The organism is Paenibacillus sp. FSL H8-0259, from assembly GCF_037963255.1.
Classification (GTDB): domain Bacteria; phylum Bacillota; class Bacilli; order Paenibacillales; family Paenibacillaceae; genus Paenibacillus_AQ; species Paenibacillus_AQ phytohabitans.
Window position 1 is genome coordinate 4633727 of sequence record NZ_CP150147.1, and the last position, 24359, is coordinate 4658085.

Consider the following 24359-nt stretch of genomic DNA (forward strand, 5'->3'; position numbering starts at 1 on the left):
GTATAACCTCCGGATCTTTAAACAATATATGTATTATGCTTTCACTTCACTTTACTTGATTTGGAACATTATGTATATGCGGGTAAGGAAAATTTTCCTGAACACAAATAAATACCCCGCCATTACTGGCAGGGTTAAAAATAAGAAGAAGTTATTCTGCAGAATATTCATCTACACTGAATGTAAGAATCTTATCGAAGATCATATAATCCTTTCGATTGGTGAATGGCCCTTTATTGTTATCATGCTTATCAATGGCGTATGAGGCTGTGCCTGAACCGGACTGCTTATTTTCGTACCAAGCAATGAAAGCATTCACTTCAGCCATAGTCAAGTCAAATTCTTTTTCAAGTCCGGTGTTCATCGTTACCACCAGTATTGCACGGTCGCCTGTCGGCTGTTCTGGAGTCGGTGACGGTGTTACCGTTGGTGTTGGCTCAATGGTCGGTTCTGGTGTAAAAGTAGGCTCTACAGTTGGTGTTGGCTCAGTGGTTGGTTCAAGAGTCACTGTTGGAGTCGTTTCAGGAATTATCCCAAGAGTAATATCGTTAATTGCGATCCATGTGCTTGAAGAAGAAGCTACAATTCTTATTGCAGAATAGCTTCCTGCTGTTACATTGAAAGGATCAAGTATTGTATACTCTTGGTCTTGATAATTCTTTACGTCTTTACTTATCTCGTCGCTGATTTTAATGGGATTACTCCAATTTTTAGATTTAAAACCATATATCGTGTATTTCACATTTGCAGTGGGAGAAGATTGCGCCGCTAATTGAATAAAATTAAGACTGATATCTTTGGGAAAAGTAATATCAATAGTGTCATTGGTTGATGTACTGTTCCAAAAGGTATGTAAATCTCCGTCGATAGCTAAACTACCTATTCTTCCTAAGTTGGCAGATTTAAACGTTGCTGCAATACTTCCTGAAGGAACCTTGACTCCATGCATACCCTCAATTGAATTAGAGTCCCCCGCTTCAGCAGACAATTTGTTGCCTGAAATCGATATTAGAACGGAAATAACGACCAGTGAAAGCACCAAAATCATAGAAAACTTTCTAACTCTAATTTTACCAAATTTCAAAAAATCCATCTCCTTTAATATGTATACATAAAGCCTACACTAAATAAAGGCGAACAAACAGTCTGTTTCTCTACATTAATTTACAATACACTTAAGGGTTATTGAGGAAAAATGTGGATTTAAGCCACTATACAGAAAAAGCCCGCCAACCAATTAAGGTTAACGGGTTATTTTATGTATGCTCTAAATTCAAATCTCTCCTATGTACTATTCATCGCAGCCCCCTATGTATAGTAACGAATTTTCAATGTTGCTCCTTTACCTTTAGGTGGTGCCTCCATAACAGTATCAATTGGCTTTTTGTAATCATACATTGCTTTACAGCATGAAGGCATACTGTGGTTTAGTCCAGGATAACCTCCAAGTTCTCTATAATCTTCAACCGAATGATTATTAGACATTGAAGCTCATCCCCTTATATTGAAATACCCCGCCAGTAATGGCAATGGTAGGTTGACTTAAGAATCCAAAAAAATGAATATAGGATTTATTCTAAAATAGGAATATTGAGATATTTAGTATATTCTACATAGATTTTTCTCCAAATTTTTAAAACTTCTATATTCCCCATTAGATACTGTTTAGTTGATTCATAAATAATATCAGGGCGCTTTGCATCTAAGCTGTCTGGATCAATTTGTAGTATTGGCAGTGATTCTACTACCGCTATAATATCTTCTCGAGTCATATCATCAATAATGGGAATATTCATCAAGATATCAATACTTTCCAGATCATATAAAGCATGTAAAATTCCGTCGTATAGACTCTTTAAATCTGTCTGATTGATGAAATTTAAAAGAAATAGTTGTGTTCTTGTGAAATCAAGGAAAGGCGACTTCAATAAAAAATGTCCTATATCTATAAGTAACTGTCTAAAATTGATTGATGTATTCAAGTATCTGACTTCAGCTATCATTAAGGTAATTATTATTTCGAAAGAAGCATTCACTATATCCGCTTTGTAGTTATCAGTATATTTTGTTTGAATGCTATTAAATTTTGAGTGGGTTAAAAAGTCTTGAATCGGTTTGTCTAATAATTGAAAATAAGCTGAATCTTTTATATTTAATATTTCATCTAATGTTCTCGCCAGTTGCCACGAAGCTCTTAAATCAGATGTATCAGGACTAAATATACTTGTACCAAAGTCAAGAATCTTAATTTTGTTATTTACTGCAATCATAATATTTTCACTATGTAAATCACCATGATATATTGAACCCGGCAAACTATGTACATAATCCATAGTATTTATTAGATCCCGAGCTACTTTTATTCTCTCTTCGAAACCACTATTCTCTTTCAACCAGTCTCTTAGAGTAATGCCGTTAACAAACTCCATCTCAGCGTAACAAATCTTATTTATTTTGTCCGCAGTTTTAATTCTAACTACATTCGAATGATCTAAAATCGATAACTTTACAATTTCTGCAGCAAACCTTTCCACATCTGGGTATTTATGCGGTCTCCGTGGGAGCCATATTTTAATTGCGGACTGTTGATTTGATAGTGTATTGAGACATTTAAATACAGAGCCGTTTTTTCCTGAACCTACGTAGTCTAAAAATTTTATATTATTTAGTCTAAATTTCTTTCCAGAAACAAGTATTTCATCTTCGTTTAATATTTTTGGATTCATTTCTTACCCCCATCTTATGAAATGATATATTTTGTTCGTTTAAATTTTCAATGAAAGTAATTATAATCCACATGGAACATTATGTAAATGCGAGTAAGGAAACTTTTCCTTCTATTATCAGACTGATTGAATAATCAGAAAGGACCTGAGGTGTGGTCAGGGATAAAAAGCTTAAGCAGAGTTTGAAGGTTGCTGCAGTAAGACGGGAATTGATTGTTGTATGGTTACTTGGACAAGATAAAGGGGATTGCGGAGGTATCAGCAGATCCTGAGCGAGTAAAGATCAATACGATCGAGGGTCCGGTCTGGGTCCTTTATGTCAATGTGGAGGATATATCACGAGTAATTAGGCTGCGGGTTCAAGGCGAAACGAATGAATGAACCGTCCCCACCCGAGGAAACTTTTCCTGAACGCAAAAAAATACCCCACCATGCAGGCAGGGCAATCTAAGCAAACATACTATTCCGCAGAATATTCATCTACGCTGAAAGTTAAGATTTTATCGAAGATCATATAATCCTTCCGATTGGTGAACGGCCCTTTATTGTTATCATGCTTATCAATGGCGTATGAGGCTGTGCCTGAACCGGACTGCTTATTTTCGTACCAAGCAATGAAAGCATTTACTTCAGACATAGTCAGGTCAAATTCTTTTTCAAGACCAGTGGTCATAGTTACCACCAGGATAGCCCGGTCGCCTGTTGGTTGTTCTGGAGTTGGTGTAGTTGCATTTGGAGTTGCGGAAGCTTCATTTGAGTAATCAGATGCCACACCATTAACCGTTGCTCTAACGACAAAGAAATATGTTGTGCCATTCGTTAGACCAGGAATAACATAGTTACTGTACTCATCTTTCGTAGCTGTTACTGTTTCAGTATAAACACTGGATTCGGTCCCATATTTTATAGTGTAGCTTTCTGCATTCTCGATAGCATTCCATGTTAAAGTCGCTGTAGTATTTCCTCCACTAGCCGCAAGAGTTATATTCTGATTATTCCAGATTGTTATCTCATGAATACCAACCCATGACTTATCCATAACTGCTCTGACTGCAATTCCATCATAACTTCCATGTGTAATTTTTATTGGAGGTGCTATCACACCATTATCGTTATATGTTGTGTAAGATCCAATTGGCTCTGACACAATTGCACCGTTGACTATTCCATAGATAGTATAGGTTGAATTGGAAGGGTTAAGGGGAGCACTCATTACCTGAACATAGTCAAGAAGTAGTGCTTTTGGAAACCGAAGCTCAACATGTGCATCGTAACCACTCCCAGTCCAATATGTACTGTCATCGTTATCGATAGTAAGAGTTGCCTCTCTTCCTTGGTAAACACTAGTCGCTGTTGCAATTGTTCCTTCAGGCATTTGAAAACCAGTCATTCCTTTAACGGTAGTAGGATCTCCAAATCCGGTTGGCGAGGCAAAACTCTGTGTTGACTGAATGCCAAATATGGATATTGTTAAACATAAAACTATTGTTACTCTCAACGCCAATGCTCTCCATCTCTTCAAATCATCCATCTCCTTTAATATGTATGCATCAAGCCTACACTAAATAAAGGCGAACAAACAGTCTGTTTATCGACAGGAATTTACAATACACTTAAGGGTTATTGAGGAAAAATGTGGAATGATATAGAGATCATGATCTCTGGTAAGGATAATTTTCCTGATGCTATATTCTGAGGCGTATAATAATCAAAAAAGACCCGAGGTGTGGTCATGGATAAAAAGCTTAAGCAAAGTTTGAAGGTGGCAGCTGTAAGACGAGAAATGATTGTTGTATGGCTATTTAATGGGGATAAGATTAAGGGCATTGCGGAGGTATCAGCAGATCCAGAGCGAGTAAAGATCAATACCATTGAAGGGCCGGTCTGGGTCCCATTTGTTGATGTGGAGAGTATTTCACGAGTAATTAGGCTGCGGGTTGAAGGTGAGCCAAATAAATAGAGGCACTTCTCCACCATTGAAAAAAGCTTTGTCCGAAGTATCTCGTGACAAAGCTTTTTTCATGCATTCTACATATATTTATTCTTTAGGGCTCTTGACCAACTCCGCATTTAGCGGGAAGCCAGCCAGAGCCCCTGCATATTTGATTTTAGGCTTCCTTTTTGCTTGCTACATACCCATCAGTTGATGATCCTCATTACAACGAGAAATGTTAGGACTGTAAAAATTATAAGCCATGTGAAAAGCATTGGTTTCCAGTCAACATTTTTCATGCGATCATCCCCTAATTTTTGAGGGGCTTTGGTAACCATAATTTTACATGAGATATACTTTAAAATCAACTGTTAATTCACTTTTGCCTATGTTGTACATTCAAATCGTTTACGGACAAATCGGGCACCGACTATCTTAATCGATTTCGGCTTGCCCTCCACCATTATTCCCCCATAATCTATAAGTTGTCCTATAGAGTCAGGATCTTATCGGTACCATACTGATACCTTAGAATGGGCCAGGGCAGCAACGAAGAAATCATTGTCTGTGAGGAGGACTTTGTATGAATTTCTCTTCAATTGTCTTCTCCTTCATTTGATACAATACATCTTCTAGAACAACAATCAAATTATCTCTAATCGGTTTCTTTGTATAGATTACCACTTCTTTAATTTCATTTTTTATATTATTCAGAACCGTAATTGCTCCAACAAATCCTACTGATAGAAAAAATATTCCAAGGAATAATGAACCATTTAAAGCGAGGCCTTGTTTATCCACATCTTTCACTAAATCTGGAATATTCTCTTTCGTATTATAGAAGCCATATACATGATTTAGAAACTGTGAAACATTGGGTATTGTGATTGCTAGAAGAAGACCGGGAGCAATTAAAGGAGGTAACTTCCCTGCCTCATTATCTTTTCTATAATCTTCAATCAATTTTTCTATTTTCCATTTTGAGTACAAATCATTCTCAATTAAATATTCTGAAATCATATGCACTTTAATTTCCTTCAAAATTATATGTCGATTTTTAGGTGAGTCCATTAACCCAAATTGCTTTTTAATTATTCTAGCAGCTTTTTTTTCATGAACCCTAAATAGAATATATGTAGGCAACACCATAACTAAGAATATAATAATTGGTCCTATGATCCACTTAATATTAATTAATGCAATGGGTAAGAAAAATATTATTAATACTAAAGATGCTATACAAAGATAAAAAAGCCATATTAGGAATCCATGTAGATACTTCATGTATGGATAAACTAATACTTTTGCTGTGCATCGCTCATTATAGAAATTGAACAGTTTATCTTTCATAACTTCCTCCAAATTAAGATTCGGTACATACAATTCTAAATATAATTCACTTTCCACATTATGTATGTGACGATAAGGAAAATTTTCCTTAACCTAAAGAATACCCCGCCAATATTGACGGGGTGCGATAGCATTTGTGATAATATTTTTCAAGTCAATAAATCGTTACTTAGATTATTTTTCTTTCTCTTTATCTATTATGGCAGGGTGTTTCTGGTTTAAAAAAATCTCAAAGTTTGTTTGTAATTGAAGAGCTTTCATTTTTGAATCAATTAACTCTAATAAGCTTTGTCCTTGCTCAATCTTCTTAAAATCATCTTTATTTATGTCAATTATGTAAGTGCGATCTTTTAGTTCTTCTTTGAGCAAGAAAAGTTTCCTTGTTAAACCAACAGCATCATTCCAATCTTTCCCTGTCAGACCGTGATAGGAAAACAGAATACCTATCTTTGATGAATTCGAAGCAAGTAAAGTGAAAAATTTACCAACCCAAGTTACATCTATTTTTTTATTGTAATTTTTGCACTCAGATAGGTAAAGCTCCCCAGGTAGTGTCATGAATTCTTTGAATTTTTTCCCAAGACGGTTTAGTACAAGGAGTTCATCAATTTCATTAGTAGTGTTACGAATATTTTCATACACTTCAAAAACACTTGATTTAATTAATAAAAATTTAACTAGGTTTTCAAGCGCCTTGCCTTTCTCTAGTGTATTAGCTGCCTTTCTCGATCCTTCGTGTAACTCAGTCAATATTTGGAGTAGTTGCCTATATTCATGTTGATCTTTTTCATCCAATAACGTAATTTCCCTGAACCTTTTTTCTTCAGAATAATACTCACTCAGCAATAATTGCTTCATCGTTAGTCCATCGCTAATCATTTGCTATCACCCTGTAAATAACAATGCTATCTTCAATAGGATCTAACTCTTTGAAACATTCTTCGCATTCTACAAATTCAGGAATTTGATTAATTGTTTCAAAACCAATCCCAGTGAACCTTCTACAAGATCTGCAATACAATTCATAATGATTCTTTATAATTCCGAGATCCTTTATTAATTCAAGTACACCATAAACTTCATTCATTGATATGTTTAAGTGTCGGATTAGAGCGCCTGGATAAATAAAATCCCCCTTTTTATACGACTTGATTATCGAGAGGAGAGTGTCCACCTTCTGTGGCGTTAGTCTGTTCGAGTTGATCAAGTTCTGCTTTATTTTCAATAACGTATTGGGTGACATATTCCATCTTCTCCATATCAGATTGACGACCATAATATTGTAATATGGTGAAATCATTATCATGATGACCAAATTTAAACTTAACTTTTGTTTTGTCTTTTTTCCACACAAGAGTAACCCAAGGCAAATCAGAAAGCGTTTCAGCTTCAGTGATAAACTTATCGAGCAGTTTTTTCACTTCTGGGTTACTGTCGAAAACAACTTGATTGGCCTTAATCAACTCTTGGAGTTCGCCAAGTAACGGAAGGACATAATTATCATTTATCCCATTTTCAAGTATTGCTTTCCCGCCATTTTGAAATGCCATCGACTGTGCTTCTACGGCGACCTCAGTTTGTTTGTTTCTTTTTATGTATTCAATTATCGGAAGAAAGTTAACCGTATCAAATTTGCAATTAAGATAACTTTCAAACCAAGTCAAAACAGAATAAATCTGCGACTCGTAAAAAATATCAGAAGCCTGATACATTGTACGAACACTATCCAACCGCACTTCAAGTGTCCCCATTGTCTTAGAGTAAATTGCAACTATAGGGTACTTTATTTCTTTTTTATCGCCATCTCCAGGAGTAAATCCCGACAGCAATTTACTGAATTTAAACAATATAGTATTATCTAACGAATACATCGTCGGGTTTTTAACCCCTTGGATTATCACTGTCGATTCATCATGTGTATATGTATCTGCAAAAAAATCATTTATTTCGTCACGCAACACTAATCCTTTAATTAAATGTTCATCTAATTTATTTACAAAGAAAATAGATGAATACTTATATGACTTAAAAAATTCATTTTTTTCAAATACTTTTACAGTTTCTTCTTCGTTATTAATTGCTTGTAATATTTGATCATTAGTATTTTCAACTTCTGAAAGATCCAATATGTTGTCCTTAACCCCACTCTTTCTTTTTTTCAAGAGCAGTAGATCTTGCTTTTCCATACTCTTAAGGAGACCTTCTTGTAGATATTTTGGGTATCCTTCCATAATAGTTGATGTCAACAACTTTTTATAAAACTCATCAACTTTCCCCTCAACAGCCAATTCGCCTTTGTCCGTCATATAAACCACCTGTATTATTATTTTGGGTAATTCCTCCCAAAATAATAACACAGAATTGAAAAATAGAAATCCTTTTTTGGATATATTTTGAACGTGATAACTATCTGAGTGGCGTTTACTGTTTATTCGGGTTATTCTAATCCGTATAAGATTTCACCAGCATATACAAAAAGCCCACCATCGGGTTCAGTGGGCTTTTTTCGTTATCTTGTTGCGATATAAATCAGAGCATAAATGGCAGATACCAGAAAAAGAAAAATTACGTATTCTTCAATTCGATATCCCTTGCCATTTATAACAACACCTGCTGCCATTATAACCCTCTCCTTCCATTAGAAATCAATGAATAGGAATCGGTATCTGTTTCGGCTTCTGTTAAAGGTAAGTTCACAGTACTGGTTTAGATCATGAGGTAATAATAACATAGGAACATATGTTTGTAAATAGCGATTACTGCTTTATCGGCACCACGGTACCTAGTCAATATGAATTGTGGAAATGGTTTGCTTAATGGGTATCCATCAACCAGTGACCTCGTCTGTAGGACCGAATTTAATCTTTATCTGTATACCCCTTGCCTGCCTCCGGGTTGCTCACAATCCCCAAGACCACCAGCACGCCCAAGACCGCATTGACCGCCACGGTAACTTGATCGTATTTGTCTGGAGTAAACTCTACGCCGAAGATTGCCCCCACTGTCTGCACACCAAGCAGCACGGCTGCCGTTAAGGATACCCACATGCCATAGTTACGCCATTTGCTTTTCATGATTACTTCACCTCGGATTTAAAGTTTTTGAAAAATGAAATAAGTGCCTTATTCGCCAGCCCTACATTCACCAGCATTGTGATTACATTCAGTTCAATCTTCGACTTGTCTGCTGAAGAGGTGATAATTCCGGCATCCTTGGCGACCTGTATGGCCTTTTCGTAGTCTTTGGCATACGTTTCCTTGCCGGAGACATTCAGACGCTTCTCCAGTGCGGATATGCGTCCTTCCTGTGCCTCTATGACTTGCTCCAACTCCGCAATTTTACTCATATCCTCTTTTACCTCCCCTTGCAATTTATCTATGACGGCATAAGCCGCCGCTACCTGTGCTTCCGTTGGTTTCTTGCCAGCTCGTAATTGAGTCGTGCTCAAACCGAAGGTCTTCTGCAGGTGTGGGAGATCCTTAAAACTGGTCCAATCCCCGCCCCACTCAAAGCCCAGCTTGTTAGCCTCGTCTACTACTTCCATCCAGTCGGAAATACCGTCTTTATCAACATCAAGTTCGGTATCCCAGGAAACAATGCGGCCATCATTAAGCAGCAGCGCGAAATCAATAGCAACCCCGTAGTTGTGGTAACTGGTCCCGCCTTTGGCGTTGGTTACGATCTGCCCTGGCTTCGTGCGGCCCTGCGCGTAGAGTGCATCCTGCTCTGCGATGGTCCGCAGCCCCTGGGTAATGGCTATATTGACTCCCCGGGCATAGCAGCGCTCAATCAGCGCCACCGTAGCCGCCACAAGGACCGGATGCAGCTTCTCAACCTTGGACATGGATTTAAGCTTTACTTGATCAAGCGTCAGCATCGCGCTTTGCCTCCTCTTCAATTCTTTTGTCAAACCAGTAGAGCTTTGCGTATTGGTCATATCGTCCTGAGTGTGTCAGCCAAGCCAATGCAATCAACCCACCGGTTGTACCGATCTGAGCAATCGCCCAGCCCTCCAGCAGCCATTCAGAAAGTTCGGGAGTTGCAAAGCCGAAGACTATTGAAGCTCGGATCAGCAGCACGATCAGCATCTTGAACGTATAAGTAGCCAAGAAAAAAAGCATCGCCAGCATGAAGACACTGACAACGCCTTTACGGAATCTTTCGTGAAAATAAGACCTATGCTTGTACAGGATATAGACCGCCGTCACAATAGCAACGACATACAGCACCAACAGTAAAACATCAATGAACCCCATGGTGATCCCCCTTATCGTACACAAGGTACTTTGCAAATCGGTTGCGCTCGATCTCAGCTTGTATCTCTTGTGACATATTTTTGTACCTATCAATTGATAGGGCTACCCGGCGTGATGCTTGGCTGATCTCTTTATCTAACTCGCCGTGTCGCCGGGGGAATAAACGGTGAATCCACTTCATCAACACGGTTATCCACCCCTGTCCTCGGTATTTTCAGGATTTACGGCATTGTGATCAATCTTAAGCCGCTGCAGCACTTCCAGTGTCGGCTGCATAAATGCCTTACGCTCGCTGTCCAGGATTTCCTGCAGATGGTCATTATCCTGCAAGGCCCGGTCCAGCATTTCACGCGGCACTAGCTTGCCGGTAGCCACGGCCCTCCACTGCGCATAGGCGAAGATCAGAAACAAGAACAGTAGCACCACTGATAGGCCGTATTTCTCCACCAGTGGCAGTATTTCTTTCAAGTTGTTTACTCCATCTGCTTCCATTCCCCCGCTCCCTTCTCTCTATGGTGATTCTTCTATCTTTTCTACTGGTCCTGGATCTTCCTTGGGCTGCATCGCTGCCAGCATGTCGCCAACTGTATGATCAACCTTCTGCAGGATCTCTTGTTGTCTCCCTGGGAAAAAGCTCAGAACCGATATGATTGAATCGATAAGTTCTTCTGCCGGTCTGGTGAGATCGATCGACAATTCCACTTTCTTTACAACTACCAATTGTATTCCTCCTTTCAGACAAGAGTAAAAGCCCCTCCAGTGAATTGGAGAGGCTTTCTTATATCTATAGAGTAACTGATTGTAGATGCTGTATTACTACGGTTTATTGCTTAGTGCTGTTATTTGTGCATCTACCTTAGTGAGTTGTCGTTGAAGCGTGACAAGATCAGCTTTAAGCTGTTCCAAATATTCACTAGTGTCATTAAATGCTTCTTCCCATTTCGGAATCATCGGAGAGTCTGGATTTTTCTCTATTTCATTTCCCCATTTATCCACCTGATTTTTCTTGTAGCTGTCTATGAAGGATTCTGTTGTTAAAATCTGAGACTCCAATTCATCACGCTCAATCCTTAGCATTACTAAGCGATCACTCAATCCAGCCTTATCTGAATCTGATTCAGACGTTGATAAAGTTAGGCTATCTAAAGAAACACTATGGACTCCTCCGAATAGGAGAGTACTTGAAAAGATGATAATTAATATTTTGTTCATATAATATTCTCCAAAGGGTATGTTATTTTTGCAGAGCTGCGATTCGAGCATCTATATCAGTAAGTAGTTGTTGGAGTGTTTCCAGTTCGGCTTTAAGCTGGTCAAGCATAGCCTCTCTTTCCTTTTTTGTGTTTTCCCACTGTGGGATTGTTGTTGAATTTGGGTTTTCTGATATTAAGACATCCCAGATATCAACTTGAGTCTTTTTAAAGTCAGAAATAATCGCTATTTTCTTCTCTACCTGTTCCCCTACTTTTTTGCGCTCAGTCTGCAAATCTGAAATATTATCCAAACCCGTTGTCACTGTTTGTACAGGAGTCTCTTCCGTGATTTTATCTTCCATGATTATCTTTTTCCCTTCTACAGTTAGGCCTGCACCTGTAGCAGCCGCAACAGCCCGCACGGGGGCGTAGGCCAAACCGTTTATAATAATAGCATCAGCAACCTTGACACCTGCCTTTTCAATCACGAACAATCCCTGTACCTTCTGGCCGATTAACCCTGAAGCAGCGAAGGCGGAAACTCCACCAAACAAAATCGCGCCTGCAACAAATCCGGATATAAATCTCTTCATCGAATACACTCTCCTTGGCAAAGATTTCTATATCCGTATTATCGACAGTTAACTTGAAGTTGTAAAGGAGCCTCCCCAATTTTGATTAGCTACATTGCCGTGGTTATGTGTCCCGATATCAACAGTATGCTTATGTCCAATATCCGATTTAGTATTAAGGGCATTCCAAAGAGCAACGATTGCGCTATTTATGGAGTCTAGCTCCCCTTGAAGTGTGGAGCCTGACAACGTGCTTTGAATTCCAGCCCACGAGTAAATCCTCACTTTCCCGCTTGGTTGCAAATCAATGTTAGCTCCCAATAAAGTTAAATTGCCATTTGCACTCAATGCAAGGCCTACACCCGGAGAATTGTATATTGTTGACTCAGCACCATTTGCCAAGAACCGGATTTTACTGACTCCACCATCATAGGCTGGTATCAAAATCCCGCTTGTAGCATCGGAGTAAACCCCAAATGCAACACTAGTAGGATCGATCTCTACTCTTGGATAAATACCAGAAGAACCCGTTCGGAATCTAGCACCTGTGATAATGCCCCCAATGATTTCACCGCTAGCATAAATGTTCCCTTCGAAGGTCCCCCCTCTCGCATTAATTGTCCCTTGAAATGTTCCGTCTGCTGCATATACACTTCCGGCTGAATTAACTACAAATTTTCCGCTTCCAACATTAATCGAGGAGCCTACAATAGCACCACCAGAAAAGCTTGAGTTTGCGATCGAAGCATAATTTGCTGTCAACTTATTTGCAACCACGTTACCAGCCATATCCACCCGAAACGGTGCTTCATTGAAATTAGCATGTCCAGCAGCTATCCCATTGGTATTGATTTGAGTAACGGCATTCCCGCTCCCGATCAGCATCGAGACAAAGGAACCAAACTGTCCAACTACCGTTTCTGCCAATACACCATCTGCTGTAATCGCCGCCCTGATAGTATTCCAACCGTCAGTGGATATCCCTAATCCCCTCGAAGTGTAACGCACTTGGCGAAGTGGATTATTCTTGTCTTGGGCCAGTATACCGCCGTCCGATGGATAGAGAAGTTCGGTTTTTGAATTATTAATATCTGTAATGACTTGCTTTGCCACAGCCTCAAACAGTTCTGTTCGAATTCTGCCATTGGAATAAAGGTTATCTACAAGCTTTTTACTCTTATCCAAATCAGCAATAATATCATCCATGTCTTTGACTTCAACATTAGACAATACCGCCTGAGCATGCTTTTCCTTGGCATATGGGTATTCCGTCAATTCCATGATCCGGGCTTTAAGGTTGACTAGCCCGATATCTGGATCATAGCAATAGGCGGTATCACCGAGATCCGGTTTCACCGCATTGCTTCTGATCTTGTAAAGGTCAGCACTGTCTGCTGTGACTTCAAAACTTGGGATCTCCTTTTCTCTCAGTGTCTTTCTCCCAGCTTCTAAGAGATCAGATACCGACTCAATATCCTGCTCAATTATTTCCCCATCGAAATATGGAACTGAATTACTCCCCCAGCTCGCGGCATATGGAGAGATAAGATAATTGACTTGCAGAATACCATTAACAATTGCCCCTGGTACAGCCCCCAGCAGTGTTCTCTCTTCGTTGGTGAGGATCGATGCAGGTTGACCTATCCACGTTCTACCGTCCTTCATTTGGCAAAACAGGCGTGTCACAAGCGATGAAGCATCATCTTTAAATTGATCTGAGACAATGTTTTTCTGTATACGATATTGCATGCCTTCATCTTTACCGATTTGCTTTTTGAGGTGAATGACAAAGTTATCCGCTTCGATCTCACATCCGTACAATTCAATGACCTTATTTAGCGCCTGAAGGCAGTTCCCCTGTCCGAAATCCTTAACATCAGAAAGATCAAACGTATCATCAATCGAAAACGTAAACCGTCCACCGCTTGCAGAAGAGATGAGATTTGTAAGTTGTGAAATATGCACGCCATATGCTTCGGCAATGTACGAAGAGTATGGAAACTTGAAATCGGTAAGCTTGAACATTACGTGGGTACACATGATAGATGCCGTCAACTTCCGATCTTCCCGGACCCGGGATCGGCTGTTAATTACATAGAACTGGCCGCGCTCATCTTTAACGTGGCCTTTGATTAATATCTTTTCAAGATAGTCCCTTGAATTCATGGGTACCAAAAAAGACAATTCATAATCTGAGTTAATGCGGCGTTTTCTGGTAACATCATAGGATTTGACCAAAGCCCCGATTGCTACCAAATTTTTATCGTAAGATTCTAAAAACTCCAACTCCTAACCTCCCTCGATGGCTAAGGAAAATTTTCCTTAACAAAAAATAGCCCCCGAAGCAGCTCCGAGGGCAAAATAAAAACGCCTACTATTCGGCGCTGGCTGTAATCTCTGTAGCTTGATCAGCTGTAATCTTTTTGGCGGATACAAATACCTGCACCTGCACTGCTGAGTAAAGCCCTGCAGCGTAGTAGCGCTTAACTAATGCGTACCAGTCCATTACAATACACCTCCCATCACAAGACTGAGGAGTAAGGCAGCTTGATCCTGTTCCTGCTGTTCTTGCCTCGTCTGTGTCTGAGCCAGTTCCAACAATATACCGGCATTATCCATCTGCAGCTGCTCGATCTCCGTCAGCTGCGGCGGCATGTTGGCTTCTGCCTCCTGGTAGGCTTCCCAGGCTGCTTGCAGCTCCGTTTCCGTGGGCTGCGGCTCGTCCAGATTCCACACTGCGATATGCGGCCCCCGCTCTACAAGGTCGTAATCCTCGCCCAATGTAAGCAGGTTATAGTCGATGCCGTAACGGTAGTGTACGCCCTCCTGCGGCTCCTCGCCTTCCTCCGGGGGCTTGATCTCATACCGGACCCGGCCTTTCTCTTCGGCTCCCGGATGCAGTACCGGCTCCGGGCCATTGTCCCAGACTTCAAAGTCTTTGATTGGATCTGAGCCAGGGTATATATGCATAACTGCGTACGCAATATTCATCTTGATCTCTCCTTATGCTACTCTGATTATTTCTAACCTCGTAAACTGATAACCGCCGTATACTGTCGTTGTAGTTCCTGCGGGATTTATCTGTATAACGATAGTTTCCCCTGCGTGAATGAAGACCAATAGAGAACCTTGTGCCGCTGCATCCTGTCCTCCTCCGTTTACTCTATCCATATCGTATGAACTGCTAGTAGTGACGTTAAGGAAACGAAGATACAAAATAGAACCCGCCGGTAAAGATGAGCACAGCACTCGCGTATTTATCGCATACCAGCCGCTTTTCAAAGGTGTGAATCCTCCGATAGCATTATTATATTCACTAAGTTTGTCAGTGCCCTCGCCATCGAATATAACAGTTGTAAAGGTATTTGCACTAACAGCAGCATTAGCACTTCTCCAAGCCCATACGGTAGAACGTGATTCTGTTGTATTATCTCCCCAAGGGTTAATAACTCCACCATTTGCCCCATCAAGGGCACCACTCATTAAAGTTCCCGCAGTATTAACCAGCGCACCGCCACTTGGAAGAATAGCCGTGGAATTTCCGGTTCCAGTGCAATTTACAACGGTTACTTGCCCCTTCTCAGCTTGAATTGCAGTACCACGATTAGATATTGTACACCCCTCAATTGTGCTATCTTGGTTGAAGATTGCAACGCCTGCCGCACTAGATCCTGATACCGTAGTGATACAGTTATTAAAATCGCACTTGCCTCCATCATATGCATAGAAAGGTGACTGAGAGGTAGACGTTCCTGTAAAACCGGAAACTACAACACGGCTACATCTGGCAGCGGTGAATGATCGTATATTTGCTGAAGTGCCATTAAACGCAACATATCCAGCGCCATTAGTTCCCGATATCAGAACATCTTCCGCATACGTTCCAGCCGCCACATTGATTGCAACGGTGTGGTTAACCGCCTGCGGAACCATGCTGGCCGCCTTACCTATCGTCTTTAACGCCCCGCCCGTAGTATTGGCAAGCCCCGTGTTAGCGTCATTACCATCTGTACGGACATAGTAGGTAATATCTGTTGAGGTCGCTGTAACCACAGGTGTATTGGCTCCGGCCCCATTACCTATATAGAGCTCTTTGGTGTCCGTGGTATAACCAGGCTCTCCGGCTGATAAGGCTCCGAGAGTTGCCAGATGTGCTTTAGTACCGCGTCTTAATTGTATTTTATTCGCCATAGTGAACTGCCCTCCTTAGAATGTGCCGCCGTCAATGGTGTCGGTTGCCTTTAGGTATCCCTGAGCCTGAACATAGGCGGTACTTGCCGCCTTTGTACTGTTATCTGAGGTGGCCTGTGTGGGCACTGTAGGATTGCCCGTAAAAGCAGGCGATGCTAACGGAGCCTTAAGCGCATCTGCTGCAGCTAAAATTGCACGGACCGCCTCCACAAATGCTGTTGTGGCTAGTTGTGTTGAATTGGTACCGGCTGCTGCAGTAGGACCCGTAGGTGTACCTGTAAAGGCTGGACTTGTGAACATGGTTGCCTTACTCTCATTAGTCACGTTACCCAGCCCTACATCAGACGCCGTTACCGTCACGGCTCCAGTCTTACCAGCTACACTGGATACTGCTGCCGTAGGTGATAGGATCTCCTGCCAGTTTGCGAGGGTGGAAGCCCCTGCTACCCGGAGGATAAAGGTCTTATTAATATCTGTCCGGACGGCGAGGTCGCCCACCTCAGCCGTTAAGGCCAACATAGCCGCCTGACTTGCAACAACGGAAGTGTCTGATATTGCTAGAGCAGGCATAATAGCGGCGTCAAGTTTACCATCACTTCCAACAATGGGCACATTACCAATTGCCGTACCCGTATTTTTACTTGCTGCTGTACCAGCATCACTGATTTTCGCCAAAGTCAAAGTCGGAATATCAGCTGCTGTGAGAAGCACAGCGGAAGTAATCCGGCCTTTTGCGTCTACCGTGAATTTTGTAAAAGTGCCTGTGGCTGTGCCGGTATTCGCAAGTACTAATGCAATAGAAGCATTGGCTGATCCATCAAAAGCAGCGCTGGTGCCTGTGCCGTCCCCCGTGATTGCAATAGTACGCCCCGTCTTGAGCTTATCTGCCGTGGTCGCATTGGCCTGATCCGGATTGATTACAACATTATTGCCCTGACCATCCCCAATGAGGAATTTACCCGTGTCTACTACAAACCCCGGTTCACCCTCTTGTAAACTCAGCCCGGCTAGGTTAGATGCTGGCCCCCGTCTGATCTTAATTGTCGTTACTGCCATGGACTAATTCCCCCTTTATATTGTTCCGCCGTCAATAGTAGGCCCCATAGGATTGCCAGTGAACGCCCCGCCATCAATCGGCATGTATCCCAAAAAATCCTCTAATGCCGTCACTTTCGTTTTGACCGCTGCCAGATCGGTTTTGTCTGCTGCTGCCATCAATCCCGCTGCCGTTGTAGTCGCCACAGGTATAGGATCGCTTCCACCGGATAAGTGAGAAGAGGCATGTGCTCCTGGTGTGGCCGTCCCCGTGGCCGTGACCGTCAAAGTCTTGGTTGTTGGGTTATTCGTGATGGTGATGCCGGTCCCGCCTGCCACGGTCAACGTGTCCGACTCAGCAGCAGCCGGGATGTTATTGACCTGGGCAAAGGCGTTTTGGTTGACCTCTGCCCCGGTAGCAATACCGGAAAGCTTGGTCTTCTCCGCTGCCGTAGTGTGGATGCTGGTTGTATCCATATGAGCCTTGGTCGCCTCAAGCGTAGTAGCCGGAGCCGTAAGAGCGCTGGACTTGCCCGTAATCCCTTTGATCAAGGTGAACAAACTGGAGAACAGCGCTGTTATTGTCCCTGTCAGGCTGGGTGTCACACTGTCCGTTGCCGTCCGGCTCCCAATCACAGAATCCGTAGCTGAGTTCGCTCCACCAGCTCCGGCCGTGATCCCCGCAAGCTTGGTCTTCTCGGCTGCGGTAGTATGGATGTTACCGTCTGCTATATGGCTGGCTGATGTTGCAATGGCAATATCATGCGCATCTAATGTTGATTCGATATCCGCGTAATTGTCGTTGTGCTTATTAAGGTTTGCTATGTCGAGTTCTTTGTTGATTGTTCTTCGATTAAATGCCAAAACGATTCCTCCTCTCAATAGAGATATTTGTACCTGAATATAAATGCGAGGTTAACCGCCAATGATCCACCTGACACTGTGAATGTTGTATTCCCGGGTTGGAGTCTAAAGAAAACAGCATTGCTTCTTGAAAAAGCGTTCTGTCCGTTGAGGAGAACGGTGCATTCATCCATATCGCAGTTAATCTCCCACACATCCGAAGCGCTACTCGTGCCATATAGTATGAGTGTCGAAGTTCCATCTGAGAGATGCAAATCGGAGAAAGATCCGCTAATTCGTATGATAGGGAAAGCTTTGGCACTGCCTTCATTACGAATAACAATGCTCTGTCCATTTGCAGATATCCAATTTGCATAATCGCTATACAAGTATCCCTGTCCATATTCCAACCCTTGCCCATATTCTCGGACGGTTGTATCCTGGATCGACTCAGGATATGGATTATTCATTTTGACGGGTATTGTAACCTCTCCATCAAATATCAGCTTTGTGATATCCATAGTGCCTGCGTACCTACCTATGAATCTCTTTCCCGGATGATCCTCAAAGGTAAATACAATATCGCCTTTTTGGATGTTAAAAAGAGCCGCTACAAGAGCGACTCTCCTTTGATAATCCAATGTCGGATCGTCAGCCATTATAATGCACTCAAGGTTGAATGGTCTGGGTCCGTAGGTACTGCCAAAATCTAAGGCACCGTCACGATCAGCCAGTTCTACTGTGTTATCCTTTGTCGGGGGCAGAACAGGGATATTGTGAGATTTCAGCCCCAGTCCGATACTTTCAAACGTTACACCATCTACTGTTGCTGTAATCAATTATTTCGCCCCCGATCTGGATTGCGACCTCCGCACGAAGTTATCCCTTTCAGTCCAATAAACCTTTGCTACGGCTTCGTCTGTAATATAAGTATCTCCTGAGAATGTTACGCTGGTGCTGCTTACCCGCTGCGGATTTGAACCTCCTGACGCTGCTGGCATAGAAAAACTTGGCATAGAGAAATCAATTGAAGGCATTTTAAAGTTAAGCATTCTAAAAAGGTTGTCCTGCTGCCGGTCATTGATGTACATCTCTCCGACTCTTGCATTGACTGTTGTTTCTTCACCGCGCCGCGCTCCTCGGACTACGCCACCATCATGAAATGTCTGAAGTTTTCTAGTGTCTTTAATTACGCCGTATTTCTGCCGTAACTCCTCATTACGTGCAGCCAATCTTTCCATTTCGGCTGTATTCTTTGCTGCTTTGGCTGCGTCCCAGGCATCCTTATTTGAGTTGTATTCAATTAAGTCTGCGTCCTTCTGACTTACACCTGTTGATGCCGCCAGTGTCACAGATCCGCTCACAGTAGGCGACAGCGTGGTAATTGCACTCATCTTGGATTGATAGTCTGAAATGAACTGATCTAACTGACTCAGGATCTCCGCGTTCTTCTCGGACTCCTTCAGCACTTGGATGTTCTTCAGAACCTCAGCACGGTTTGCTGTGTCAGATGAAAAGCTTTCGAAAGCCGATATCAGATCCTCATAGTGAGATTTAGCCGTTTCGATATCCTTATCATAGGCTGTCTTCTTTGCGTCCTTCTCGTCCTGGAGGGCTTGCTTCTGTTCTTCAAGGCTTCGTTTCGCTAACTCCCGTTCATGATCCAATTGCAGTTTTTCAATGTCCTTCTGGACCTGCACTCGTTCGGCAATCCCGTCCGGGCCAACCGCCGAAGCCAGCAGTGCTAACCGCGCTTGTTTCTCTGCTAAGGCACTCTCATAATCTTGATCCTCATTAAGTTCCTGTTGCTTGCTTAGCAGATCATCGATCGCCTGAATCTCAGCGTCCTTTCCCGCAAGATATGCATCGCGCTCCGCTTCTATTGCTTTCACCGCTGCGTCGCGCGTGGCTTCAATTTTGGATTTATAAGTAGATGCTAGAGTTTCAACCGACTTTGTTTCATCTTCAATCAACTTCTGCCGTAATGCGTATACCTGTTCATCAGCTTCCATACGCTGTTCAGTGCCTACGCGGTACATAGCCTGTATCTTTTGCCACTCCTGTAATTCTTGAGCCGCAGTAAGCTCCCCAATGGCCTTACGGTGACTAATAACCTTCTGACTGTCTGAAAATTGTTGTTCGATAAGAGATTTCTTCTGTTCGTAAATATTTTGTTCCAGTTTCAAATTATCTTCTGCAGATCGATTCTTGTCTTTCGTCATACGTTCATAAGCCTGTAACTCCATGTTGATGATATCGACTTTCTTGTTTCCGGCCATCTCCATCTTATTGGCTTCTTTTTCTATCCAGTTTGTGGAGTTGGTAAACCGAAGTTCGTTGTATTGCTTGGATAAGTCATAAACTTGTTTATCGGCTTCTGTCTTTTGATCAGCGGTTAAGTAGGCCTTCTTGGATTCCTTGGTATAGAAATCAAAGGTGGCCTTTACGATCTCAATCTCCTGCAGGTTGGCTTGACGCATGCGCTCGGTTTTCTTATCCAGGTTCGCAACATCTTCGGTGTACCGCGCATCGCTGAGCGCTATGACATCCCGGCTCCATTGCTTCATTGCATCTTTATCTTCGGCCAAGTATGCCGCGTGCCGTTTCTTTAGGCGCTCATAACCCGCCGCTTGTTGATCAATGGTCCATTGTTGCCTCTCTGCCGTGTACTTGAAGTTATCCAAGTCTTCAGCATATGCCTCTTTACGCGCATCACTTGCTGCTTTGGCTGCTTTATCGGCTTCGCTTGTTCCGCTTTTACTCTTTTTGTCGCTATCCGCACTTACTCCAAAGTCCGGATCTTTATATAGTCCGCTTAAGGCATTTATTTTGTTTTGGTAATCAATTTGTTCCTTGGCATAGGAGTCATATATCTTGTCCAGCTCACTCTTGGCCGCAGCTTCTTGCTTGGCTTTTTCGTCTAAAACCCCGCCTTTATCCTTAAACGATGGCTTGAAGTACTTAAGATCATCTCCGGTAGTTAGGGTTGTAGACGTTACACCGTTCATGGCTGCCTTCAGGTCGGCTAGACTCTTTATCGCTTCAGCTTCAATGCCGTATGCCTTCAGACGTTCATCAGTCGCTAGTCTGGTGTTGAAGGTAGAAGCCTTTTCAGACTTAAGATCATCAATAGCCTTCTGTACCTTGGCTTTTCGCAGCACTTCAACAGCATCTTTCTCGAATTTCCATCCATCCGCCGTTTTATATATCTCCGTGGCTAACTGGGGGTATTTCAAAATCAGTTCAGCTGCCGCAGAAGCATTCATGGACTGTTCTCCAGTCATTTCTTTCAGGAGTGTATTCATTTCGCTGATGGCAGATCCATTTCCGTCAATCTGCTCTCGAAGGTCTGCCAGTATCGCCGCCTGGTCCGATGCTGATTCCGATGCCGTTCCGGCTTTTCCTGCGAATTGATCCTCTTGCAATACAAGAGTGGACATCTGCACGCCTAAATCCGCAGACGATGCTCTTAGTTCGTTGTTTTTTACGGTTAGACTGGCAATTCTATCTTCTAGATTCTTTACTGATTTCGATGAATCTTGTAAATCATTTAGCGTGAATACATTTTTAACAAATTCACCTGTTTGAGCGAGCAGGCTTGTTTTTAGATTAGTTAATTTATCCTTAGCTTTATTGATCTCTGCAACGTTTTTCTCCAGATCCTTATTCACTTGATTTTGCTGGTCAGAAAGAACATTCTTCCTTGCCTCATTCTGTTTTGCTATCAAAGCATTCAAGGCATTCACTTGAATCTGTACGGCTTCATCGGTAAATCCCGCAGTCTCTAGTTGCTTCGCCCCTTCTTCGCCCAATGTGATAACTAGTGCTTTGGAGACCTCGTCCAACTGCTTCTTAATCTGTGTTTGTTTCTGTTCAGATAGATTAGCGGACTGAAGTGATGATTCCAAGGATTTATGAGCATTCACGAGTTTGGGCAATAACTCTATCTGCCGCTGAAGTTGACTAATCATCTGCTGGTTGGCTGCGTCTTCATCCTTCATAGCCTGGGTATGCTCTCTCTGTGCCTTTTCGGCCTTGCCGCTTTGATAAACAAATACGGCGATAGCTCCAGCAAGTAGCGTTAATCCAGCAGTCCATGCCGCTGTAGTAATCATTGCCGCTTTTGCAGCCGCAGTATAAACGACCATTTCCGCTGTAGCCGCCGTTTGTAATGTGGTATGCATAGCGATGGCAGTATTTAGCGCTGTCTGTGCCGCTCTCCATTGAGTCAGCAACGGCGCAATCAGTTTGTACAAGCCCAGCAAGCCGCCAAGTGTAGCAGTGGCCGCAAATGCTCCTTTAGGTATTTTAGTAAGCCCGATCAATAACTGATCGATGATATCCAGTGATTTTTTAATTGCTGAACGTAATCCATCATCACCTGCCTGGTTGAATATTTCCAGAAGCGAAGCCTTAGTTTGCGCCGCCTTCCGCGATATCGTATCCATCTGAACTTTGAGGTACTCCAGTGTAGATCCAGTAGAACCGATGGATGCTGCTGTTCCTAAGAGGATGTCCCCAGCATTAAGGGACGCTGCCAGTTTGGCATACTGATAGACCCCGCGCGAAATATCCGCATAGGACTTCGTCAAATCATAATTTTTATCGATTACTTTAGTAGACAGGTCGAGTAAGATATCATCTGCTCTGCGCCATTGTTCAGTACCGTCAACAACTTCCTTTGTGGCAACTCCAAGGCTTTCAATTTCAGCAACGGCTTTATCCGTCCGGATCGTACCGAGAACGGTCTTCCACATGTTACCCAGGTTCTCCCCGGATAGCGCAGTATTACGAATACCAGAAGAGATCAAACCATTCATCACATCAAAACTAACGCCGGTCTCCGCAGCGATTTTACCCGTCCGTTCAAATGCCGCTCCCAAGTCCTGTGCCGGAGCCATAGTATCATGAGCTACCTTAGACCAGGAGTCTAGGATACGTCCACCTAGCACAGAAGCATCGTTTGCGTCTTTGATCTGCACCCCATATTGCGCAAGTGTAGATTCCATGCTCTTTGTAGCATCTTCAAGGCTCACCAGATCGACTGTAGATAACATCGTGGACTTGCGTACCATTTCCTGCACTATTCCAGCATCTTTGTACATACGGCCCCATAGGCGGGCTGATTCGGTTACATCGGTGATTTCCGATCCGAGGTCATGTGTGGTGTGGATGAACTTTTCAGTTTCAGCATTTAGAAGTTTTGTGTTCATGACCATTTCGCCTGTTCCTTGGTTGTACTGCAAGAAATAGTGTTCATTGGTCTGCACATAACCAGCCATGTTGGATTCAATATCCACGATACCTTCTTTCATGGCTTCCTGAACGGTCATCATCGAACGGAAAACGGTATGGAAAACAGCAGCATGGATGGCGGCATCCTTAATTTGAGTTAGAAAACCCGTATTTTTCCCCATTTGATTCATTTGATTTTCGGTTGAAATAAGGGACTGTAATACCTTCTTCTCTTCAGCGAGTATGCGCTCACGCATTTTGATTTCTTGCTGTTCCCGGGTCACAAGCGCTCTGCGAACCTTCTGCTCCTCCTGGATGATCCGTTCCCGGATATTTGCCTCTTGCTGTTCCCGAGCCTTCAAGGCCGCGCGGATCTTCTGTTCTTCTTGCAAGACCCGTTCCCGCATCTTGATTTCCTTTTGTTCCTGGGAACGCACCGCAGCTTCACGTTCTGCAGCATTCTTACGAGCAAGTTGGGCTTCTTTCTCTTCCATCTGAGCAAGCTTCTGCCGAATTGATTGTTCTTCTCTTAGCACGCGCTCCCGAGTGCTGTCAGCTGTGCTTGATATCCCCGTTGAACTGCTACCCGCAGTTTTATTTGCCCGGTTTTGAAGGGCTTCCATGCGCTTGAGGTGTTCCCGCTCTTGTTGCTCAATAGCGTTCTCTCTCTTGACTACGATTGCCATTTGCGCAGCGAGTTTAGCATCTACCAATTGATTGGTCTGATCTAGTTGACTCTTTTTTGCTTTGATCAATGCAGTTTGAGCATTACGCTGCTTAACCAAAGCATCAGACTCAGCCATGATCTTCTTTCGCCGATCTTCGGATGTCAGCGCGAGTTTATCTGCTGCACCAGCCAAGGCGGTATAATTCTTAGTGGTGACGTTTATTTCTTGATTGAGTACCTTGAAAGTTTCGGCGTTGCCTTTTGCTCCTCTATCAATCGCCTGAAATGCAGGAAACATCTTAGATGTATCCAGCTTAAGCCTTGCTCCGACTACATCCTTACCCATGTCTGTCAATGT

23 protein-coding genes are annotated in these 24359 nt (G+C 42.7%); 1 reads left to right on the forward strand and 22 read right to left on the reverse strand.

All coding sequences use genetic code 11. The features are described from left to right. Window positions 1–151: 151 nt before the first annotated feature. The 4 genes from NSU01_RS19670 to NSU01_RS19685 all read right to left on the reverse strand — a co-directional run bounded on the left by NSU01_RS19670 (window position 152) and on the right by NSU01_RS19685 (window position 4248). Entirely contained in the window at window positions 152–1084 is a 933-nt protein-coding gene (locus NSU01_RS19670) for a hypothetical protein (RefSeq protein ID WP_256703771.1), read from the reverse strand. 224 nt (window positions 1085–1308) lie between these two features. Beyond that, window positions 1309–1485, reverse strand: coding sequence for a hypothetical protein (locus tag NSU01_RS19675; RefSeq protein ID WP_179093444.1), 177 nt, complete (start codon window positions 1483–1485; stop codon window positions 1309–1311). Between the two features lie 86 nt (window positions 1486–1571). Next, the gene (locus NSU01_RS19680) at window positions 1572–2726 is read right to left on the reverse strand and encodes a protein kinase family protein (RefSeq protein WP_076242956.1); all 1155 of its coding nucleotides are present in this window, start codon (window positions 2724–2726) and stop codon (window positions 1572–1574) included. A 460-nt stretch (window positions 2727–3186) separates the two neighbouring features. Next, window positions 3187–4248: a fibronectin type III domain-containing protein gene (locus tag NSU01_RS19685; RefSeq protein ID WP_256703770.1), complete on the reverse strand. Its 1062-nt coding sequence runs from the start codon at window positions 4246–4248 to the stop codon at window positions 3187–3189. Between the two features lie 210 nt (window positions 4249–4458). On the opposite strand from NSU01_RS19685, the gene NSU01_RS19690 reads away from it, so the two are divergent. Then, complete coding sequence (locus NSU01_RS19690; RefSeq protein WP_076242954.1) at window positions 4459–4686, forward strand: hypothetical protein; 228 nt, start codon at window positions 4459–4461, stop codon at window positions 4684–4686. 531 nt (window positions 4687–5217) lie between these two features. Here NSU01_RS19690 and NSU01_RS19695 read toward each other — a convergent pair. The 18 genes from NSU01_RS19695 to NSU01_RS19780 form a co-directional block, all read right to left on the reverse strand. Then, a complete protein-coding gene (locus NSU01_RS19695; RefSeq protein WP_076242953.1) occupies window positions 5218–6009 on the reverse strand; it encodes a hypothetical protein in 792 nt (263 codons plus the stop codon). Window positions 6010–6183: 174 nt separating this feature from the next. Further along, the gene (locus NSU01_RS19700) at window positions 6184–6888 is read right to left on the reverse strand and encodes an acetylglutamate semialdehyde dehydrogenase (protein WP_076242952.1); all 705 of its coding nucleotides are present in this window, start codon (window positions 6886–6888) and stop codon (window positions 6184–6186) included. Between the two features lie 260 nt (window positions 6889–7148). After that, window positions 7149–8315, reverse strand: coding sequence for a hypothetical protein (locus NSU01_RS19705; RefSeq protein WP_076242950.1), 1167 nt, complete (start codon window positions 8313–8315; stop codon window positions 7149–7151). 552 nt (window positions 8316–8867) lie between these two features. Continuing rightward, window positions 8868–9083: a phage holin gene (locus NSU01_RS19710; RefSeq protein WP_076242949.1), complete on the reverse strand. Its 216-nt coding sequence runs from the start codon at window positions 9081–9083 to the stop codon at window positions 8868–8870. A 2-nt stretch (window positions 9084–9085) separates the two neighbouring features. After that, complete coding sequence (locus NSU01_RS19715) at window positions 9086–9886, reverse strand: M15 family metallopeptidase (RefSeq protein WP_076242948.1); 801 nt, start codon at window positions 9884–9886, stop codon at window positions 9086–9088. Beyond that, window positions 9873–10265, reverse strand: a complete 393-nt coding sequence (locus NSU01_RS19720; RefSeq protein ID WP_076242947.1) for a hypothetical protein — start codon at window positions 10263–10265, stop codon at window positions 9873–9875. Before NSU01_RS19720 ends, NSU01_RS19715 begins: the two co-directional genes overlap by 14 nt. A 189-nt stretch (window positions 10266–10454) precedes the next feature. Continuing rightward, window positions 10455–10733 carry a hypothetical protein gene (locus tag NSU01_RS19725; protein ID WP_144025999.1) on the reverse strand — a complete coding sequence of 93 codons (279 nt, stop codon included), beginning with the start codon at window positions 10731–10733 and terminating at the stop codon, window positions 10455–10457. 42 nt (window positions 10734–10775) lie between these two features. After that, complete coding sequence (locus NSU01_RS19730) at window positions 10776–10985, reverse strand: hypothetical protein (RefSeq protein WP_076242945.1); 210 nt, start codon at window positions 10983–10985, stop codon at window positions 10776–10778. Window positions 10986–11081: 96 nt separating this feature from the next. Further along, the gene (locus tag NSU01_RS19735; RefSeq protein ID WP_076242944.1) at window positions 11082–11477 is read right to left on the reverse strand and encodes a hypothetical protein; all 396 of its coding nucleotides are present in this window, start codon (window positions 11475–11477) and stop codon (window positions 11082–11084) included. 22 nt (window positions 11478–11499) lie between these two features. Then, entirely contained in the window at window positions 11500–12051 is a 552-nt protein-coding gene (locus NSU01_RS19740; RefSeq protein ID WP_076242943.1) for a hypothetical protein, read from the reverse strand. 48 nt (window positions 12052–12099) lie between these two features. Next, a complete protein-coding gene (locus NSU01_RS19745; protein WP_076242942.1) occupies window positions 12100–14316 on the reverse strand; it encodes a phage tail spike protein in 2217 nt (738 codons plus the stop codon). A gap of 88 nt (window positions 14317–14404) precedes the next feature. Continuing rightward, window positions 14405–14536: an XkdX family protein gene (locus NSU01_RS19750; RefSeq protein WP_076242941.1), complete on the reverse strand. Its 132-nt coding sequence runs from the start codon at window positions 14534–14536 to the stop codon at window positions 14405–14407. Then, window positions 14536–15021: an XkdW family protein gene (locus NSU01_RS19755; RefSeq protein WP_076242940.1), complete on the reverse strand. Its 486-nt coding sequence runs from the start codon at window positions 15019–15021 to the stop codon at window positions 14536–14538. The genes NSU01_RS19750 and NSU01_RS19755 overlap by 1 nt, the downstream gene beginning before the upstream one ends. Window positions 15022–15033: 12 nt before the next feature. After that, on the reverse strand, window positions 15034–16221 hold the full coding sequence (locus NSU01_RS19760; RefSeq protein WP_076242939.1) for a hypothetical protein: 1188 nt from the start codon (window positions 16219–16221) through the stop codon (window positions 15034–15036). Window positions 16222–16236: 15 nt separating this feature from the next. Beyond that, complete coding sequence (locus tag NSU01_RS19765; RefSeq protein ID WP_076242938.1) at window positions 16237–17277, reverse strand: hypothetical protein; 1041 nt, start codon at window positions 17275–17277, stop codon at window positions 16237–16239. 15 nt (window positions 17278–17292) lie between these two features. After that, a complete protein-coding gene (locus NSU01_RS19770) occupies window positions 17293–18120 on the reverse strand; it encodes a hypothetical protein (RefSeq protein WP_076242937.1) in 828 nt (275 codons plus the stop codon). A 14-nt stretch (window positions 18121–18134) separates the two neighbouring features. After that, window positions 18135–18938: a phage tail domain-containing protein gene (locus NSU01_RS19775; RefSeq protein WP_076242936.1), complete on the reverse strand. Its 804-nt coding sequence runs from the start codon at window positions 18936–18938 to the stop codon at window positions 18135–18137. Continuing rightward, complete coding sequence (locus tag NSU01_RS19780; protein ID WP_256703786.1) at window positions 18939–24347, reverse strand: transglycosylase; 5409 nt, start codon at window positions 24345–24347, stop codon at window positions 18939–18941. Between the last annotated feature and the right edge of the window lie 12 nt (window positions 24348–24359).

Coding starts and splice junctions, on each gene's coding strand:
- NSU01_RS19675 (WP_179093444.1), bottom strand. CDS start 1,485: ATGTCTAATAATCATTCGGTTGAAGATTATAGAGAACTTGGAGGTTAT.
- NSU01_RS19680 (WP_076242956.1), bottom strand. CDS start 2,726: ATGAATCCAAAAATATTAAACGAAGATGAAATACTTGTTTCTGGAAAG.
- NSU01_RS19690 (WP_076242954.1), top strand. CDS start 4,459: ATGGATAAAAAGCTTAAGCAAAGTTTGAAGGTGGCAGCTGTAAGACGA.
- NSU01_RS19695 (WP_076242953.1), bottom strand. CDS start 6,009: ATGAAAGATAAACTGTTCAATTTCTATAATGAGCGATGCACAGCAAAA.
- NSU01_RS19700 (WP_076242952.1), bottom strand. CDS start 6,888: ATGATTAGCGATGGACTAACGATGAAGCAATTATTGCTGAGTGAGTAT.
- NSU01_RS19705 (WP_076242950.1), bottom strand. CDS start 8,315: ATGACGGACAAAGGCGAATTGGCTGTTGAGGGGAAAGTTGATGAGTTT.
- NSU01_RS19710 (WP_076242949.1), bottom strand. CDS start 9,083: ATGAAAAGCAAATGGCGTAACTATGGCATGTGGGTATCCTTAACGGCA.
- NSU01_RS19715 (WP_076242948.1), bottom strand. CDS start 9,886: ATGCTGACGCTTGATCAAGTAAAGCTTAAATCCATGTCCAAGGTTGAG.
- NSU01_RS19720 (WP_076242947.1), bottom strand. CDS start 10,265: ATGGGGTTCATTGATGTTTTACTGTTGGTGCTGTATGTCGTTGCTATT.
- NSU01_RS19735 (WP_076242944.1), bottom strand. CDS start 11,477: ATGAACAAAATATTAATTATCATCTTTTCAAGTACTCTCCTATTCGGA.
- NSU01_RS19740 (WP_076242943.1), bottom strand. CDS start 12,051: ATGAAGAGATTTATATCCGGATTTGTTGCAGGCGCGATTTTGTTTGGT.
- NSU01_RS19750 (WP_076242941.1), bottom strand. CDS start 14,536: ATGGACTGGTACGCATTAGTTAAGCGCTACTACGCTGCAGGGCTTTAC.
- NSU01_RS19755 (WP_076242940.1), bottom strand. CDS start 15,021: ATGAATATTGCGTACGCAGTTATGCATATATACCCTGGCTCAGATCCA.
- NSU01_RS19760 (WP_076242939.1), bottom strand. CDS start 16,221: ATGGCGAATAAAATACAATTAAGACGCGGTACTAAAGCACATCTGGCA.
- NSU01_RS19765 (WP_076242938.1), bottom strand. CDS start 17,277: ATGGCAGTAACGACAATTAAGATCAGACGGGGGCCAGCATCTAACCTA.
- NSU01_RS19780 (WP_256703786.1), bottom strand. CDS start 24,347: ATGGGTAAGGATGTAGTCGGAGCAAGGCTTAAGCTGGATACATCTAAG.